We start from the raw sequence: 17,935 nt of genomic DNA on the forward strand, positions 1-17,935 counted from the left end.
GGAATCGCTAACGCATATCGTGCGTGCGGATGACCACTGACATGAACTGCCATCCGATTGCATTTCGCATGCATGGCACAGCCGCTTGACCCATATACATGGTAATGAGCCATTTATGCGAAGGGAGGAAATACCGTGTCCCAACAATCATCCGGACTGCGATTCGATATTTACGAGCGCGTTCATCTGCCTGATGACGGAGCCGGAATTAAGGAATTGACAAGCATCGAGCTGTCTCCGGAAATCACTGTGGATCGTCAAGGCGAGCAGGCGGTTCTCAAAGGAAATTTGCTTTTATCCGGCAGTTATACGAGCGTGGATGAATCGCGGCGAGAAGAGCATTTGACACACAGTATTCCCGTAGAAATTACATTGCCGATGAACCGTATTCACAATGTGAACGACATCAGCGTCGAAATCGAAAATTTCGATGTCGATCTCCTGTCCACACGAAGCTTGAACGTCACAGGCGTGCTGTCATTGAACGGCATAGAAATGGTGAACAGCGCAACTGCGGATTGGCGGGAGGAGGAAGTCGTCTTCACACACCGGGCGGACGACGCCGCAACTTCGGTTCAATCCGATTGGACCGGGGCTTACGCGGCGGCGGCACAACCGCAAAGCACACCGGAATATGAGGCGGCACCGGCCGCGCCCGAAACGGTGGAACGCGACAGCGTTCCGGGAGAAACCGTAACACAGGCTGTCAATGAGACCGTTTATGAACCTGTCGATGAAACCGTTGAAACGGCCGGAACGGAAGCGACCGCTACGGAAGTCCCCGAGGAAAAGAAAGAAATCAAGATCGCTTTCTCCGGCAAACCTGCAGAGGAGGAGATTCAACAATCGCAGTTTAGCGGTGTGAACACGCTGCTTTCGGCTTCGCCCGAAGGGGCGGCTCGTGAAGAGGGTGCGCAAACGGACGCAACCGGCGCCGATGATTCGAACGCTCAGCCTGTGGCTGCCGCAGCCGGCGTCAAAGGAAGCGCCGATTCGGAGGGCAGGGAACGCGTGGAGTGGAAGAAGCTGTTCCTAAGCGCCTCGGAAGATGAGCCCCGGTTCCGCAAAGTGAGAATGTGCATCGCTCAGAAAGAAGACACGATCGAAACGATCGCGGAACGGTATAAGAAAAACCCGCGGGAATTGATGCTGTACAACCGGTTGAACGAGCAATATTTACAGGAAGGTCAAGTCGTCTATATACCTTAATGAGGTCCGCAAAAAAAAAGGAGAGAAGCTCTTTTGGGCTGCTCTCCTTTTTTGTAACCGAAATTACGATTTCAACAACAGGTCGGACGGTGTGGCCGGAAGGACGGTTGAACAGTCCGCAATAAATCGATAGCCTCATTATTGAGCTTATTCGTAAACATAGGGTCAACTTTTGACCTTATTGTGCCCGGGATGAGAGGTGTAGGGCAAGAGAAATAGATCGCGCGAGTGTATAGGGTCAATTATTGAGCTTATTTATAAACATAGGGTCAACTTTTGACCTTATTATGCCCGGGATGCCAGGTGTAGAGCCAGAGAAATAAATCGCGCGAGTGTATAGGGTCAATTTTAGACCTAATTCGTAAACATAGGCTCAACTTTTGACCTTATTCTATTTGATACCGGTTCCCGGGCGGATACGGAGAAGAAGAGCATTGCGGTTGACGAAGATTTGATTCCCGAGAATTTCAGATATTCGCCATGTGTGACCCCCGTCAGTAAAAATTAAATAGAAATCCTAGAAACACTAGGAAAAATACGAACAGAATAAAGACATCAAGCGGGTTGGGCAAAATGAGCGTTCGAGCAAACTGGACGCATATTAAGGGAAACATGACGGTTTTCACGCCGTACCGGACTTTCCACCACCATCTCGGCACGCTTTTCACCCCCTTCGGAAGCCGGCTGACCCGCTCTTGCCCATTTGACTTTTTCCATAATTAGCGGGTATCATAAGGAATATATGCATGAAAACAGGATATCATGATGAATAAAGACATTGAACGGGAGTAGTAAGCAGGAAGCCCTTCAGAGAGCGGAGCCGGACAGAGGCTGAGAGGTTCCGCAGGTTGCGAAATGCAGAAGTCGCCCCGGAGTCGCCCGTATGAACCGTCGGTAGTTCGGGCCGGTCCCAGCCGTTATTGGAACGAGTGCCGAAGCGCGATTGCACGTGTTTGCTTCGGAATGAAGGTGGTACCACGGAAGAATTCAAAACCTTTCGTCCTTTGAGGATGGAAGGTTTTTTTGTTGCATTTTTTAAGGAGGGTGAGCCATGACGCAGGAAATTAAACAAGATGGGCTGAGCATGCCCACGACGTACGATCCGAAGACGGCGGAAAACAAATGGTACGATCATTGGGTGAATAAAGGATACTTTAAGGCGGGACGATTGCCGGACGCGGAACCGTTCACGATCGTCATTCCGCCGCCGAACGTGACCGGTGTGCTTCATATCGGACACGCTTTGGATTTCACGCTGCAGGATATCATTATTCGCGCGAAGCGGATGCAAGGCTACGATGCGTTATGGCTTCCGGGTACGGACCATGCGGGGATAGCGACGCAAGCGAGAGTCGAGGGCAACCTGCGGCAGGAAGGCGTTACTAGATATGATTTGGGCCGCGAGAAATTTTTGGAGAAAGTGTGGGAATGGAAGGAGCTTTCCGCCGGCACGATCCGAAAACAATGGGCGAAGATGGGGCTTTCCCTCGATTACTCCCGCGAGCGCTTCACGATGGATGAAGGCTTGTCCCGCGCCGTTCGGGAAGTATTTGTCCGCCTATATGAAAAGGGCCTGATCTATCGCGGAAAATATATTATCAACTGGGACCCCGCGGCGAGGACGGCGCTGTCCGACATTGAGGTCGAGTATAAAGAAGTGCAAGGGGCTCTATATCATCTCCAATATCCGTTGAAGGACGGCTCCGGCCATATTACGGTCGCCACGACGCGTCCGGAAACGATGCTCGGCGACACCGCCGTCGCGGTTCATCCGAAAGACGAGCGCTATAAGCATCTTATTGGCAAAATGCTCGTTCTGCCGATCATCGGCCGCGAAATTCCGATTATCGCAGACGAATATGTGGAGAAGGAGTTCGGCAGCGGTGCGGTGAAAATAACTCCGGCTCACGATCCGAACGATTTCGAGGTCGGATTGAGGCACGACTTGCCGCAGGTGCTCGTCATGGACGAATCGGGAACGATGAATCCGAATGCGGGCAAATACGCCGGCATGGACCGGTTCGACTGCCGCAAGCAAATCGTCGCGGATATGAAGGAGCAAGGCGTTCTGCTGCGGATTGAGGAGCATACGCACCAAGTAGGCCATAGCGAGCGTACCGGCGCGGTCGTTGAGCCGTACTTGTCCACGCAGTGGTTCGTCCGGATGAAGCCGCTCGCGGAACGGGCGATTGAAGCGCAAAAGAGCGGGAACGGCGTCAATTTCGTGCCCGACCGGTTCGAGAAAACGTATTTGAATTGGATCGAAAATATTCGGGATTGGTGCATTTCCCGGCAGCTTTGGTGGGGTCACCGGATTCCCGCATGGTATTGCGGCGATTGCGGCAAGGAGACCGTATCGATGGAAGAGCCGGTTTCGTGTTCTCATTGCGGCGGTTCGAAGCTTACGCAGGACAACGACGTTCTCGATACGTGGTTCTCTTCCGCTCTGTGGCCGTTCTCGACGCTCGGATGGCCGGACGAACAGTCCGAAGACTTCAAGAAGCGGTTCCCGACCGACGTGCTCGTTACCGGTTACGACATTATCTTCTTCTGGGTTGCGCGCATGATTTTCACGGCATTGGAATTTACGGACCGCAATCCGTTCCGCGACGTTCTCATACACGGTCTCGTCCGCGACGCGGAGGGGCGCAAGATGTCGAAGTCGCTCGGCAACGGCGTCGATCCGCTCGAGGTGATCGACCAATACGGTGCCGATGCGATGCGCTACATGCTCTCGACCGGAATAACGCCGGGCCAAGACTTGCGCTTCCGGTGGGAGCGGGTGGAGCAAGCCCGCAACTTTGCGAATAAGATATGGAACGCGTCGCGTTTTGCCCTGATGAATTTGGAAAATTACGAGCCGGTTGCCCTTGAAGGAGACGTCCTTTCCCAATTGACGACCGCGGACCGCTGGATTCTCCACCGGTTGAACGAGACGGCGGGCGAAGTGACCAGGCTGCTCGACGAGTACGAATTCGGCGAGACCGGCAGGGCGCTGTATAACTTTATTTGGGACGATCTGTGCGACTGGTATATCGAGTTTGCGAAGCTCACGTTGTACGGGAACGATCCGGCGGCGAAGCGCCGCACGCAGAGCGTTCTGTCTTATGTATTGGATCAGACGCTGCGGCTGCTGCATCCGTTCATGCCGTTCATTACGGAAGAAATTTGGTCGCACTTGCCTAAAGAGGGCGAGACGATCACGCTTGCGGCGTGGCCGAAGCCGGATGCCAAGTGGGAGGCGCCGAACGAGGTGGCGGAGATGGAGCTGCTTATGGGCATGATCCGCGCCGTCCGCAACGTGCGTGCCGAAGTGAACGTGCCGCCCGGCAAGAAGATCGAGCTAATCATAAAGCCGGCCGATCAGGAGACGTCGGCCATTATTGAACGCAACCGCGAGTATGTCCAGCGCTTCTGCAACACGTCGGCCCTTTCGATCGATACCGGTGCCGCCGCTCCCGATAAAGCGATGTCCGCAATTGTTACCGGCGCTGAAATGTACTTGCCACTTGCGGGCTTGATCGACATCGGGCAGGAAGTTGCGCGCCTGGAGAAAGAGCTCAAGACGCTGCATGCGGAGGTGGAGCGCGTCGAGAAGAAGCTTGCCAACGAAGGCTTCATGGCGAAGGCGCCGGCTAGCGTGATCGAAGAAGAGCGCGCCAAGATGAAAGATTACGCGGACAAACGCGATAAAGTGATCGCGCGTATCGCCGAGCTAAAGGGGTAATCGTCAATGTTTCGCACCTATGAGGAAGCGGTGGAGTGGATTACCCGGTTGATGCTGCAAAAAGGCATCAAACCGGGACTTGTGCGGATGGAAGCGCTCATGGAGCGCCTCGGCCATCCGCACCGCCGCCTGAAGTTCATTCATGTGGCCGGCACGAACGGCAAAGGATCGACCTGTGCGTTCCTCGGCTCCTTATGCCGGGCCGCCGGATATGACATCGGCGTGTTTACGTCGCCTTTTCTTGAGAAATATACGAACCGAATCCAATATAACGGCGAAGACATTCCGGAGGAGACTGTCGTTGATCTTGCTAACCGGGTCAAGCGGCTTGCCGACGAGATGGAAGCCGAATTCGGCGCGCTGACAATGTTTGAAATCAGCACGGCGATCGCGATACTGTATTTCGCGGAAATTTGTTACCCCGACTTTGTGGTTTGGGAAACCGGAATCGGCGGCCGGCTCGATTCGACGAACGTCGTGGTTCCGCTCGTCTCCGTCATCACGAACGTCGGATACGATCATACCGATGTGCTTGGCGAGCACATTACCGATATCGCCCGAGAGAAAGCGGGCATTATTAAATCCGGCGTTCCCGTCGTAACGGCGGTCGGCGATCCGGACGCCTTGCAGATTCTGCGCGAAACCGCGGCCGCGAAGAAAAGCACGCTGTATGTTTTGGGAGAACAGTTCCGCTACGAAACGCGCGAAGTGAAGCAGGGAAGCCAGACGTTCGATTTTCACGGTCCGTTCCGTTCCATGACGGGCGTGACCATTACTATGGACGGCGCGCACCAACAAGCGAATGCCGCCGTCGCCCTAATGACGATCGAAGTGCTGCGGCAATATTACGCTTTCATCATCGAAGAAGAAGATTTGTACGCGGCTGCGAGACGCACGGCGTGGAAGGGCCGGCTCGAGATGGTTTCGCAATCGCCGCGAATACTGCTCGACGGCGCGCACAACCCGGACGGAGCGAAGGCGCTCGCTGAAGCGTTGAAATCGGTATATTCGTACCGAAAGCTGCATTTTGTGCTCGGCATGGTCCGCAATAAGAATCACAGAGAATATTTACGGCATATACTACCTATTGTGGATACTTTGATCGTAACGGAACCTCAATTTTTCAAAAAAGCGGCCGCAACCGAACTGGCGGAAGCTGCGGGTGAATGGAAACGGGAGTCGAACGCTCCGTTGGAGATCGTGATCGAGCCGGATTGGAAAGAGGCGTTGGAGCGGGCAAAGGCCGGCGTTGCGTCCGACGATCTGATCGTCGTGACCGGCTCCCTCTACTTTCTGTCCGACGCCCGTTCATGGATCCTCAATCAGACCGATAGCGAAAAGGGTTGGTGAAAACTATGAGCACATCCGAGCAACATGTACATTTCATCGGCATCGGCGGCTACGGCATGAGCGCTATTGCCAGAGTGCTGTTGGAGATGGGTTATCACGTTTCGGGTTCCGACGTGGCGCAGCAGGAGCTTACCGAGAAGCTTGCCGCCAAAGGAGCGAAAGTGTATATCGGGCATGAAGCGAAGCATGTGGAAGGCGCCGATCTCGTCGTATACACAACGGCCGCTGCGAAAGATAATGTGGAAAGAACGGCCGCGGAAGCGCTGAACATTCCCGTCATTCACCGCTCCCAGATGCTTGCCCGCTTATTGAACGCCAAGAAAGGCGTTGCGGTTGCCGGAGCGCACGGGAAGACGACGACGTCCTCCATGATTGCGCTTGTAATGGAAAAATGCGGGATTGATCCGACCTATATTATCGGCGGCGAAATTATGAACGTGGGCAACAATGCGAAAGCGGGCAAGGGAGATTACGTCGTTGCGGAAGCGGACGAGAGCGACGGTTCGTTCCTGCAGTACCAGCCGGCGATCGCCGTCATTACCAATATTGAAGCGGACCATTTGGAATATTACGACGGAAGCTTTGAGAAGCTGAAATCGGCTTACGCCCGCTTCCTCAATCAGGTGAAAGAGGGCGGCAAAGCCGTCGTATGCACCGACGATTCCGTCGTGACCGAGCTGCTGGCTTCGTCGAAAACCGATTGCATTACTTACGGTATCGAACAAGCTGCGGATTATGTGGCTGAGGACGTCCGGCTCGGAGACCGCAAAGCCGAATTCAGCGTAGTGCGCGCAGGAGTGAAGCTTGGCCGTGTGGAGCTGTCCGTGCCCGGGAAACATAACGTCTACAACGCTCTTGCAACGATGATTGTGGCTCTGGAGGCGGGTTTGCCCTTCGTCGAAGCCGCGGCGGCGCTCAAGGAATTCCGCGGCGCGAAGCGTAGGTTTCAAGTGCTGGGCGACGTCAACGGAGTAATTGTAATCGACGATTACGCGCACCATCCGACGGAAATCGTGGCGACAATCGCTGCGGCGAAGGTGACGGGGAAGAGGATTATCGCCGTATTTCAGCCGCAGCGGTATACAAGGACCTTCTTCTTGCTGGATCAGTTCAGCAGAGCGTTCCCGGAAGCGGACGAGGTCATCGTGGTCGATATTTATTCGCCCGAAGGCGAGCATCAGATTGAAGGCGTGTCCGCGGCGAAGCTCTCCGAATTGATCCGCCAAAACAGCAACGCCAACGTGCGGCACATCTCGACGAAGGAAGAAGTGCTAGAGTTTCTCAAAGGATATGTAAAGAGCGGGGATCTCGTGCTGACGATGGGCGCGGGCGACATATGGAAAGTCGCGAAAGAACTCGCGGCCGCCCTGGAGAAAAAATCGAGCGGTCTCCAAGGATAAACGGCTTCAAAAAAAGCTCAGCATAATCTCGCTCCCACTATCATAGATTGATAGGGAAACGATTGGACAAGGGAGCGAGACGAATGAGCAAAGCGAGAATAACGTACCGCTTCGAATCGGCGCGCAAGACTACGGGACAAGCCGCGGCGGAAGCGAACGCGCCCGATACGACGACGCAGCAATCGAAACAAGGCCCGACTGTTCGGGAAGCGGATGAGAGAGTGCAGCGCAGCAACGTCATTCCGCTGCGTCACGATGAATTTCGGCTGGCGGAAGATACGATTGTGATAGAAGAACGGCATCCGGTGTCCAAACATGCCGATTCGAAGGAAGGAACCGGGCCGGCGGATGTTTCGACGCTGAACTCATACCCGTACGACTACGGAGCATGGAGCAGCAATCCGTCGGAAGAGGTCGAACGGCTGGAGCGGATCATCCGGGAGACGGACGAGCCGATCGGCAGGCGCGAACGAAGTCTTCCGGCAAATGAACGAGGCCGGATACGGCAGCCGGAAGATGATGAACCGGATGAGCGTGAGGATGATTCATACGCCGAGGGCGGATATGTGCAGCCCCGCAACCACCGCCGTTATGAGAAATCCGCGCATTATGAAACGCGCGATGGCGGTTCTTGGTGGAAGGTGGGCGCTTCTGTCGTCGGCGCGATCGCTACGGGCGTTCTTTTCGGCTCGTTCGTGTTATCCATGTTTACCGGAGACCCGGGGGGTCGGTCGGCTTCCAATCCGCTGCAAGGCGAGCAATCCCTGCCCGCGTCGGATACAAGCCAGAGCGCGGCTGCGGGCGCCGCGGTTAACGAAGCGTCCGAAGAGGCGGCTTTCGCTGCCATCAACATTCCGACAAGGGATTTGTATTTGCTTCAGAACGGCAAGTTCAGCACGTTGGACAACGCCAGAATGCTCGCCGACCAAATGAAGAGCAAAGGGTTGGCGGCGACGATTGAAGAAAGCGGCAGCTTCTGGGTGTACGCGGGCGTGACGTCAAACCGCGACGCTGCGCTGCGCGTCAGCCGGAGGCTGCAAGACGACGGCATTGAAGTGTTTATCAAAAAATACAACTTACCAGAAGTGAAGCAGGTCCGGTGGGCCGGGGAAAACGGGGCGGAGACGTTATCCTCTTACTTAAACCAGGGGAGCGAAATGATCCGGATGATCGGCGATTTGACGCTCGTTCACTTGGACGGCGCCGAACCGACGGCTCCGGAGAAGTCGACGGTCGAGAAGGTGTTGGCGGAGCATCGTTCCTTCATGCAATTGTCGGCCGATGCATTATCCGGATTGCCGGCCGAAGCTCAGCCCATGTTTAAGAGAATGGACGGCGCGGTCCGCAATGCCGTAGTCGCCATGCAGGAGTACTCCGCTAATCCGAGTACGGCCTTGTTATGGAGCGCGCAAAGCGCCATCATGGACTATGTCATTGCAGAGAAGCAGCTCTTGACCACGATAGCGTTGAAGTAAGAAGGAGGGCTGCTCCCGTTCGGATTGACGGGGGCAGCCCTATCGCTTGTTCAAAATGCCGGCCGGAGACATACAAAAACCGCGGCCGTCACTGCACATTTGCGGCGAACGCCGCCGTAGACGTTTGATTCAGCTTCCGGTCGATCATCGTCGCCATTTGCGCGCGGGTAACGAACCGGTCCGGTCCGTACACGCCGGCCGCAATCCCTTGAACGATGCCTTGCGACGATAATCGCATAATGGCGCTGTGTGCCCAGTAATCCGCCGCAACATCCCGGAACGCGCTATTCTTGCTTACTTGAGAAATAACCGCGTCATCTTCCGACAGGCGGCTGAATACGGCCGCCACTTCCGCTCTTGTAACCGGTTGGTCCGGTCTGACCGTTCCGTCGGGGTACCCGCGGATGACGCCGTTTTCAATTGCGGCGACCATCGAAGCGTATGACCAGTGGTTGTTCGGCAAATCCGCAAAAACCGCAGGTGGCGGCTCCGTGTCCGTATTGTCGCCGTATACGTCTTCCGTTACGGTATCCCCGTTGACGGAAACTTGCGCATCGGCCGAAGCGGTGACGACTTCTTCCTTCAAACCGAACGCTTTATCGACGAAAGCGACAAGTTCGGCGCGTGTCAATTCATTGTTAGGATAAAAGCTCCCATTGCTGCCTTGCGCGATGCCTTCGTTATGTAACCGGATGATGGAGTCTTTCGCCCAATGCTTTCCTATGTCGCGAAACACCGGCGGCAAATAGCGGATAATGCCGGCTGCGATTCCTTCGGCATACTTGCTGCGGATGCCGGGCGATGCGAGCATCTGAGCGTCTTGCGCGTTGGAAAGGAACGCCAATTCCACAAGGATGCTTGGTATGCTGCCCATCCGAACGACATATGCCGAGCTCGGCACAAGTCCCCGGTTCACATTCGGAACCGTCTCAAGCATCGAGGAAAGCACCGATTGCGCCAACTTTCGGCTTTCGGGCGTCAGCTTCGTCATTTCTTCGCTTGCCGGATAATTCGGATTCGGATACCGTTCGTCGTGATACAATACCATGGTACCCCGAATGGATGACGACGGATGCGAATTCGCATGTACGGAAACAAACAAATCGGCGTCGGACGAATTGGCGATTTCCACTCTGCTTTGCAGCGTCATGCTTTTATCGGTTTCGCGGGTCATGACGACTTCGTATCCTTTTTCAAGCAGTACATCCTTTAAACGATAGGCGACTTCGTCGTTGACCGTTTTCTCGTACAATCCGTTTACGCCTACGGCGCCCGGATCGGTTCCGCCGTGACCCGGGTCGATCACTATTTTAGCGGCAAATCCTATGTAAGGAGATGAAACGAGGCCGGCGATCAGTAATAGCGTCGTGATGTATCCTCTCAAAAAATACCCCTCCCGACAATCATTTTACTAGTGTTGCTAGGAGAAGTATGCAGGTAAGATGTACTAAATTTGTGGTGCGATTGAAGTTCGAAGTATTCGGGGCAAATAAGCTCATGTACTTTGAAAAACAATATTCATATAATGATGATAGATTGTTTCAAAGACAGGAGATCGACTTCGTGAAGAAAAACAACTTGACCTTGATCGTCGTGCTGCTTGCCGGGCTGTTGACCGGAACCATCTTGGCCGAACTGCTTTCAGACGTGCCGGCTTTGTCATTTCTTACGAAATCCGCCGAAATCAGATGGGAACCGAAAGCGGATTTGCAGGTGGTGCGGTACGATTTGAAGTTTGCGGTTAGACTAAATTTGGCAAGCGTGCTCGGATTGGCAGGGGCGTTTTTGGTATACCGAAAAATGTAACGCAGAATAACGCAACAGATGATCTTAGGAGGATTATTGTGGAGAAGGAAACGGAACTCATATTGGCTTCCTCGTCACCCCGGCGGCAGGAGCTGATCCGCTCGCTCGGACTGCCTGTGCGCATTATTCCGAGCGATGCGGACGAGACGGTCGACGAAGAGTGGAATCCGGCCAAAATCGTGGAAACGTTGGCGGAGCGCAAAGCTTTCGCCGTCATCGGCTCGCTGCCGAAAGAAGAACGCAAAGGCGTCGTGATCGGTTCCGACACCATCGTCGTGTTGAACGGGCGGGTATTCGGCAAGCCGAAGGACGAAGCGGATGCCGCGGACATGTTGTCGATGCTGCAAGGCCGAGACCATGAAGTGTTCAGCGGCGTCGCGCTCATCGATGCGGTCGGCGGCCGGAAGTTAACATCGCACCGTGTGACTCGCGTATGGATGAAACGCCTCGACGCGGAACGGATTCGCCGTTATATCTCGACTGGCGAACCGAAGGATAAAGCAGGCGCGTATGCGATTCAAGGTATCGGCGCGACGATTGTGGACCGAATCGAAGGCGATTATTTCAATGTCGTAGGACTGCCGCTGTCCATGGTTTCGGATATGTTGGAGGAAATGGATATTCGCGTATTGTAGCAAGCTCTCAGTTAACGGTAATATTTGCCGTTATATACAACATTTCGTTGTCCCCGTTTCATCGCTCCAGTATAATTTGAAGTATTCATGGAGCGAGAGAGGGGAATTCATGTACGCCACCAATCTTATGATTCGCGAAGTGCCGGAACAGGAGAGGCCGAGGGAGCGCATGGCCGCCTTCGGAGCGGCCGGCTTGAGCAACACCGAATTGCTCGCCATACTTCTGCGCACCGGCACCCGCAACGAATCGGCGGTTACGCTTGCCGCCCGGCTGCTCAAAGAATGCGGCGGAATTCGCGGCCTTGTCGATGCGAGCGTCGATCAATTGCGGGAGATGCGAGGGATAGGGACCGCGAAAGCGCTGCAAATTCAAGCCGCGCTTGAGTTGGGCCGCAGGGTGTCTAGAACCACGGTACAAGAAGCTCCGGTCATTCGTTCACCTCAGGACGTCTCCCGACTTGTAATGGAAGATTTGAGATATTTGCGGCAGGAGCATTTCGTATGCTTGTTTCTTAACACGAAAAATCATGTCATCGGACGGGAAACTTTATCTGTCGGAAGCTTGAATTCGACCATCGTGCATCCGCGCGAGCTGTTTCGCGCCGCCATTAAACGGAGCGCCGCATCCGTACTGTGCGTCCATAACCACCCCAGCGGCGATCCGACGCCGAGCGCGGAGGACATTCAACTTACGAATCGGTTGACGGAAGCGGGCCATATTATAGGGATAGACATACTGGATCATGTCATTATCGGAGACAACCGGTTCGTCAGCTTGAAGGAACAAGGTTATATGTGACGTTTGATGGATATTATTTGAATCGCCGGATCAACCCTTGTTATGGGTTTTCAACTTTGCTTATAATAAGAAAAACTTCATCGAAGCACATTCAAAGCAGCCAGACCGCGATTAGAGGAAGTTTTTCTTGCAACATTAGAAAGGCGTTCTAGTTTGAACTTTTACTTTCTGATGTTTAAAATAAGATATTCAACATCAAGGTTTGTACTTAGAAGGGAGTTTTTCATACTATGTTCGGCGGTTTCAGCACTAGAGACCTCGGCATCGACCTGGGTACGGCGAATACGCTCGTATATGTTAAAGGGAAAGGCATTGTCGTAAGGGAGCCCTCCGTGGTGGCCCTGCGTACCGATACAAAGACGATTGAAGCGGTGGGCGAAGCGGCGAAGAGGATGATCGGGCGGACTCCCGGCAACATTCGCGCGGTCCGCCCGATGAAAGACGGCGTTATTGCGGATTTCGACACGACCGCAACGATGATCAAATATTTTATCAAACAAGCTCAAAAACAGCGCTCGGTGTTTCCGCGCCATCCGAACGTTATGGTTTGCGTTCCTTCCGGCATTACCGCCGTAGAGAAGCGGGCTGTGGAAGACGCAACCCGGCAAGCGGGCGCGAAGGAAGCGTATACGATAGAGGAACCGTTCGCGGCGGCGATCGGAGCCAACTTGCCCGTATGGGAGCCGACCGGCAGCATGGTGGTGGACATCGGCGGGGGAACGACCGAGGTTGCCGTCATTTCGCTCGGCGGCATCGTCACGAGCCGTTCGATTCGGGTTGCGGGCGACGAGATGGATGAAGCGATCATGCAATACATCAAGCGGACATATAACTTAATGATCGGCGAGCGCACGTCGGAACAGATGAAGATGGAGATCGGATCCGCTCTGCCTATGGAATCAAAGCAGGAGATGGAGATTCGGGGCCGCGATTTGGTTTCCGGATTGCCGAAGACGCTTACGGTTTCGGCCGATGAAGTGACCGACGCGCTGTCCGATACGGTGAATGCGATTGTCGACGCGGTGAAGGTCACGTTGGAGAAATGTCCTCCAGAGCTGTCCGCCGACATTATGGACAGAGGCATCGTTTTAACGGGCGGCGGCGCGCTTCTTCGCAATTTGGACAAGCTGCTTGCCAGAGAAACGGGAATGCCTGTCGTCGTTGCCGAGAATCCTCTCGATTGCGTTGCAATCGGTACCGGCAAAGCGCTCGAAAACATTCATCTGTTTAAGTCGAGACCGGGTTTGGCAGTACGCTCGAGACGGTAATCCGTAAAACATTATCGGAATCGCCGCGATAGCAAAGGCAATGAAACGCGGTGAGAGGGTGTAGAACATGTTTAAACTCATGGGGAACAAGCGGCTGTTTATATTGCTCGTCGCGATTATGGTCTTTATTGCGGTGATGGGCTTTACGCTCGGCGGCCGAGGCGGGGTAAGCTGGCCGGAAAAATTTGTGGCCGATACCGTCGCTTTCGGGCAAGGCCTCATCTACAAACCGGTGCGTTCCGTGGCCGGTTTTTTTGAGGACATCCGGATGTTGAAAATCATCTATGAAGAGAATCGGACGCTCCGTCTCACATTGGCGCAATACGCCCGGGACACGGCGCGTTTGAACGATTTGCAGGCACAGAACGAACGTTTGAAAGAGGCTCTTGAATTCACGGAACGCCAAAAAAATGCCGACAATTATAAATATCACATTGCGGAGGTCATCGGCGTAAGCCCGGATCCGTATAACTCGACCGTGAAAATCAATTTGGGAGAAAGGGACGGAATGAAGACCGACATGGCCGTCGTTACCGTCGACGGATTGATCGGACGAATCGTCCGGGTGACTCCCTTCACCTCCAATGTGCAGCTGATCACGGATTTAAACGGCGTGGAGGGTACGAAAGCGATATCCGCAACGGTGAAGGATTCGGAAACCGACTCGTTCGGGATGATTGAATCGTACGACAAAGAAAACGGCCTGCTGGTTATGACAAAGATCGATCCTGGCGATAAGCAGCTGGGTGAAGGCGACACCGTAATTACGTCCGGTTTGGGCGAACTGTTTCCGCACGGCTTGGTTATCGGGACCGTCGTGTCGCGAGATGTGGGACAATTCGGATTGACTTACAACGCGATGGTCAAACCCGCCGCTCAGTTTACGAAGCTGCGCGAAGTGTTTGTCGTCGAAGTGCCGGAGAATTGACGGGTGGTGCTATGGTGAGGAGATGGATACTCGTCGTTCTGGCGCTGCTGTTGTTTTTTTTGCTGGAATCTTCTTTTTTTCCCTGGATCATACCGCCGGAGTGGCGCAGCGAGATGCTGTTATTCCCGAGGCTTGTTCTAGTAGGAGTTATCTATATAGGGATTCTTGTAAACAGGCATGCCGGGGCGATGGTCGGCGTCGCGTTCGGTTTGCTTCAGGATGTTGTTTTTTTCGGGCATATGCTTGGCGCTAACGCCTTCACGTTTGCGCTTGCCGGATACGCCGCCGGCTTGCTGTTGAAAAACAACGCCGTAAACTTGTTTTCCGTGTTTATCGTTCAACTCGCGTCTCTGCTCTTGTTCGAATCCTCTTTATACGCATTGTACCGGCTGTTCAACATAACAAATCTGGAGTTCGGATGGGCATTTTTACAAGGGATGCTGCCAAGCTTGTTGGTCGATCTCCTGCTTGCGTTAATCTTGTACTTTCCGGCACGAAAGTGGCTGGAGGCGCCTCTCTCCGCCCGGGAACCGGAAGAGAATTGACCGAATGCCGAACGGATATTTTCAGCCCCGGCAGGATTTTCAGGAGCGGAAGCCGAATGGTTAGGCTACAGGAAGGACGTTTCGACACGTATGCCACATGCCAAATCGTTAGTTAACATCAAAGGTATTAAAGAAGGGCTTCTCTTTGTATTGGACGACGCAGCCCCGCTCTCGGAGGTGCTGTCCGAACTTCAACACAAACTTGAACATACGCACAGCCAGTTTCTTCATGGCCCGCTTGTCCATATTTTCCTTAAAACAGGGAAACGCCCTTTGACGGATGAAGTGAAGGAGAGCCTTCGTTCTCCGTTTCATCAGCGAGGCAACTTATTGGTGCAGTCCATCGAAGGCGACCCGGATGCGGCAGCGGGAAACGCCGCCGCTTCATCGGCCTTTCCCGCAGTAAAGACGATCTCTGGAATCGTAAGATCGGGACAGACGCTTCGCTCGGAGGGGGATGTGCTTCTGCTGGGAGACGTCAATCCAGGGGGAACGATCATTTCCGCGGGCAACATTTTTGTACTGGGATCGCTTCGCGGTTTGGCTCATGCCGGCGTAGACGGGAATGAAGATGCGGTGATCGCGGCTTCTCATCTGGGCCCGACGCAGCTTCGTATAGCCGCAGTCGTGTCCCGTCCCCCCGATGAATGGGGATTTCAGGAAGCGTTTATGGAATTCGCCTACTTGCACGAAGGCGTTATGGAAATCGAAAAGATGCATCAGCTTCATAGAATAAAACCGAATTTGGGACAACGCAAAGGAGAGTGAGCGGACATGGGAGAGGCGATAGTCGTAACTTCGGGGAAAGGCGGCGTCGGAAAAACGACGACGTCGGCTAATGTCGGTACGGCATTGGCGCTGTTGGGCAAAAAAGTTTGCATGGTGGATACGGATATCGGATTGCGTAATTTGGACGTCGTCATGGGACTCGAAAACCGCATCATTTACGATCTCGTCGACGCGATCGAAGGCCGCTGCCGCCTTCCGCAAGCGCTCATCAAAGACAAGCGGTTCGAGGAATTGTATTTGCTCCCGGCGGCGCAGACGAAAGACAAACACGCGGTTTCTCCGGAGCAAGTGAGAGATATCGTGCTTGAATTAAAGAAGGACTTCGATTTCGTCGTTATCGATTGCCCTGCCGGTATTGAGCAAGGATTCAAGAACGCGGTAGCGGGCGCGGACAAAGCGATCGTCGTGACTACGCCGGAAAAGTCCGCGGTTCGCGACGCGGACAGAATTATCGGGCTGTTGGAGAAAGAAAACGTTGACTCGCCCAAGCTGATCATTAACCGTATCCGACCCGGCATGATGAAGCGCGGAGACATGCTGGACATTGACGAAATTTGCTCCGTGCTGGCCATCGACTTGCTGGGACTCGTTCCGGACGACGAGCATGTGATCAAAGCGGCCAACAGCGGGGAGCCGACGGTAATGAATCCGGATTCCCGCGCGGCGATCGCTTACCGCAACATCGCGCGGCGCATCCTTGGCGATACGGTTCCGCTTATGCCGCTTGAAGCCAAGACGGGCATGCTGCAGCGGATTAAAAGATTTTTCGCGGGATAACGGACAAGCATGAGAATAGTAATGGATAAATTGCGGCGGGTGGATTGGACCGTCCTTATCATTCTCGGGATGTTCATGGCGATCAGCACGTTGATAATCCGGAGCGCTGTCGCGGATTATCCGAAGCTGGCAGGTTACGATTTTCGCCAATTGTTTTACTACGTGCTGGGTTTCGGCGTGCTCGGAGTGTCTTCGCTGCTGAACTACCGTTTGCTCATAAAAGCCGCGCCTTACTTGTACGGCGCCGGTGTCCTGCTCCTTATAGCCGTATATTTTTTCGGCCAAGAAATCAACCAAGCGCGGGGCTGGTTCGAACTGCCGGGCATCGGCATGAGCGTGCAGCCCGCCGAATTGCAGAAGCTTTTTCTTATCCTTATAGTCGCTTATATATTGGCGCGCAGAGCCGGTGAGCCGCTCCAGCTTATTCGCGACGTTTTTCTGACGGTGGCCGTCGTGGCGGTGTCGTTCGTTCTCGTGATCATTCAGCCGGACCTCGGGAATGCGATGATCTACATCATTATTTTGCTCGGGATGCTGTGGATTGCAAACATCAAGTTTTTGCACGTCTTGGCGGGCACGGCTGTGGCAGCCTCGATCATTGCGGGCATCCTGTTCCTTGTAACGTCATACCACGATCAGGTTGAACAATTTTTGGAGGATCATGGCTCGGGACATTGGATGGACCGGATTGACGCCTTTTTAACCCCGCAGTCCGCGGATACGTATCATCTGGACAATTCGTTGAGTGCGATTGCCTCGGGGGCGCTGTTCGGCGAAGGCTACATGAACGGCGATTCCGTTCACAACCGTTTCATCCCGTACACGTACTCCGATTCGATATTCGTCGTGGTCGGGGAAGAATTCGGTTTTATGGGCTCGTCAGCCTTGCTGCTGCTTTATTTTTTGCTCATTTACCGGCTCATACTCATCTCGATACAAACTCCAGACAAAAGCGGATCGTATATCATCATCGGCATCGTCTCGATGTTCGTGTTCCAAATATTCCAAAACATCGGCATGTTTTTGGAATTGCTTCCTTTGACTGGAATTACGCTGCCTTTCGTGTCGTACGGAGGCTCCTCACTATTGATCAACATGCTGTCCATCGGACTGGCGATCAGCATCCGTATTCATGGAGAAGAACCTCTGGAAGAATAAGCATGTTAAAGAAAACCGTTCGGACAAATGAACTGTGACCTTGTTGGTGGACACTTTGAAGAAAGCCCT

General features: G+C 53.9%; 16 protein-coding genes and 1 other annotated feature. Of the genes, 14 read left to right on the top strand and 2 right to left on the bottom strand.

Annotated features, from left to right (window positions below):
- Positions 1–135: 135 nt before the first annotated feature.
- Positions 136–1,209: a LysM peptidoglycan-binding domain-containing protein gene (locus JET16_RS18730; RefSeq protein WP_325176722.1), complete on the top strand. Its 1,074-nt coding sequence runs from the start codon at positions 136–138 to the stop codon at positions 1,207–1,209.
- 494 nt (positions 1,210–1,703) lie between these two features.
- Here the strand turns inward: JET16_RS18730 and JET16_RS18735 are convergent, their stop codons facing one another.
- Complete coding sequence (locus tag JET16_RS18735) at positions 1,704–1,868, bottom strand: hypothetical protein (RefSeq protein ID WP_199618506.1); 165 nt, start codon at positions 1,866–1,868, stop codon at positions 1,704–1,706.
- Between the two features lie 110 nt (positions 1,869–1,978).
- Positions 1,979–2,217, top strand: a binding site (T-box leader).
- 43 nt (positions 2,218–2,260) lie between these two features.
- On the opposite strand from JET16_RS18735, the gene JET16_RS18740 reads away from it, so the two are divergent.
- From JET16_RS18740 to JET16_RS18755, 4 genes are all read left to right on the top strand, one after another.
- Positions 2,261–4,936 (top strand): valine--tRNA ligase, encoded by a 2,676-nt coding sequence (locus tag JET16_RS18740; protein ID WP_233531868.1) that lies wholly within the window; start codon positions 2,261–2,263, stop codon positions 4,934–4,936.
- Positions 4,937–4,942: 6 nt separating this feature from the next.
- Positions 4,943–6,286, top strand: coding sequence for a bifunctional folylpolyglutamate synthase/dihydrofolate synthase (locus JET16_RS18745; RefSeq protein WP_199618508.1), 1,344 nt, complete (start codon positions 4,943–4,945; stop codon positions 6,284–6,286).
- Positions 6,287–6,291: 5 nt separating this feature from the next.
- Positions 6,292–7,686, top strand: a complete 1,395-nt coding sequence (gene murC / locus JET16_RS18750; RefSeq protein ID WP_199618516.1) for a UDP-N-acetylmuramate--L-alanine ligase — start codon at positions 6,292–6,294, stop codon at positions 7,684–7,686.
- Positions 7,687–7,769: 83 nt separating this feature from the next.
- Entirely contained in the window at positions 7,770–9,161 is a 1,392-nt protein-coding gene (locus JET16_RS18755; RefSeq protein WP_199618519.1) for an SPOR domain-containing protein, read from the top strand.
- An 88-nt stretch (positions 9,162–9,249) separates the two neighbouring features.
- Here JET16_RS18755 and JET16_RS18760 read toward each other — a convergent pair whose 3' ends face one another.
- Positions 9,250–10,545, bottom strand: a complete 1,296-nt coding sequence (locus JET16_RS18760) for an N-acetylmuramoyl-L-alanine amidase (protein ID WP_199618533.1) — start codon at positions 10,543–10,545, stop codon at positions 9,250–9,252.
- 179 nt (positions 10,546–10,724) lie between these two features.
- Between JET16_RS18760 and JET16_RS18765 the strand changes: the two genes are divergently transcribed.
- From JET16_RS18765 to JET16_RS18805, 9 genes are all read left to right on the top strand, one after another.
- On the top strand, positions 10,725–10,967 hold the full coding sequence (locus tag JET16_RS18765) for a DUF4321 domain-containing protein (protein WP_199618536.1): 243 nt from the start codon (positions 10,725–10,727) through the stop codon (positions 10,965–10,967).
- Positions 10,968–10,999: 32 nt separating this feature from the next.
- Entirely contained in the window at positions 11,000–11,602 is a 603-nt protein-coding gene (locus JET16_RS18770) for a Maf family protein (protein WP_199618649.1), read from the top strand.
- A 109-nt stretch (positions 11,603–11,711) separates the two neighbouring features.
- Positions 11,712–12,401 (top strand): RadC family protein, encoded by a 690-nt coding sequence (gene radC / locus JET16_RS18775; protein ID WP_325176723.1) that lies wholly within the window; start codon positions 11,712–11,714, stop codon positions 12,399–12,401.
- 230 nt (positions 12,402–12,631) lie between these two features.
- A complete protein-coding gene (locus JET16_RS18780) occupies positions 12,632–13,669 on the top strand; it encodes a rod shape-determining protein (RefSeq protein ID WP_199618539.1) in 1,038 nt (345 codons plus the stop codon).
- 67 nt (positions 13,670–13,736) lie between these two features.
- Positions 13,737–14,597 (top strand): rod shape-determining protein MreC, encoded by an 861-nt coding sequence (gene mreC / locus JET16_RS18785; RefSeq protein WP_199618542.1) that lies wholly within the window; start codon positions 13,737–13,739, stop codon positions 14,595–14,597.
- An 11-nt stretch (positions 14,598–14,608) separates the two neighbouring features.
- Complete coding sequence (gene mreD, locus JET16_RS18790; RefSeq protein WP_199618544.1) at positions 14,609–15,142, top strand: rod shape-determining protein MreD; 534 nt, start codon at positions 14,609–14,611, stop codon at positions 15,140–15,142.
- Positions 15,143–15,232: 90 nt separating this feature from the next.
- A complete protein-coding gene (gene minC / locus JET16_RS18795; RefSeq protein ID WP_199618546.1) occupies positions 15,233–15,910 on the top strand; it encodes a septum site-determining protein MinC in 678 nt (225 codons plus the stop codon).
- A gap of 6 nt (positions 15,911–15,916) precedes the next feature.
- Positions 15,917–16,708 (top strand): septum site-determining protein MinD, encoded by a 792-nt coding sequence (gene minD / locus JET16_RS18800; protein ID WP_199618548.1) that lies wholly within the window; start codon positions 15,917–15,919, stop codon positions 16,706–16,708.
- A 9-nt stretch (positions 16,709–16,717) separates the two neighbouring features.
- Positions 16,718–17,866: an FtsW/RodA/SpoVE family cell cycle protein gene (locus JET16_RS18805; protein WP_199618550.1), complete on the top strand. Its 1,149-nt coding sequence runs from the start codon at positions 16,718–16,720 to the stop codon at positions 17,864–17,866.
- Positions 17,867–17,935: the final 69 nt, after the last annotated feature.

Source organism: Paenibacillus alkalitolerans (genome assembly GCF_016482785.1).
GTDB lineage: Bacteria > Bacillota > Bacilli > Paenibacillales > YIM-B00363 > Paenibacillus_AE > Paenibacillus_AE alkalitolerans.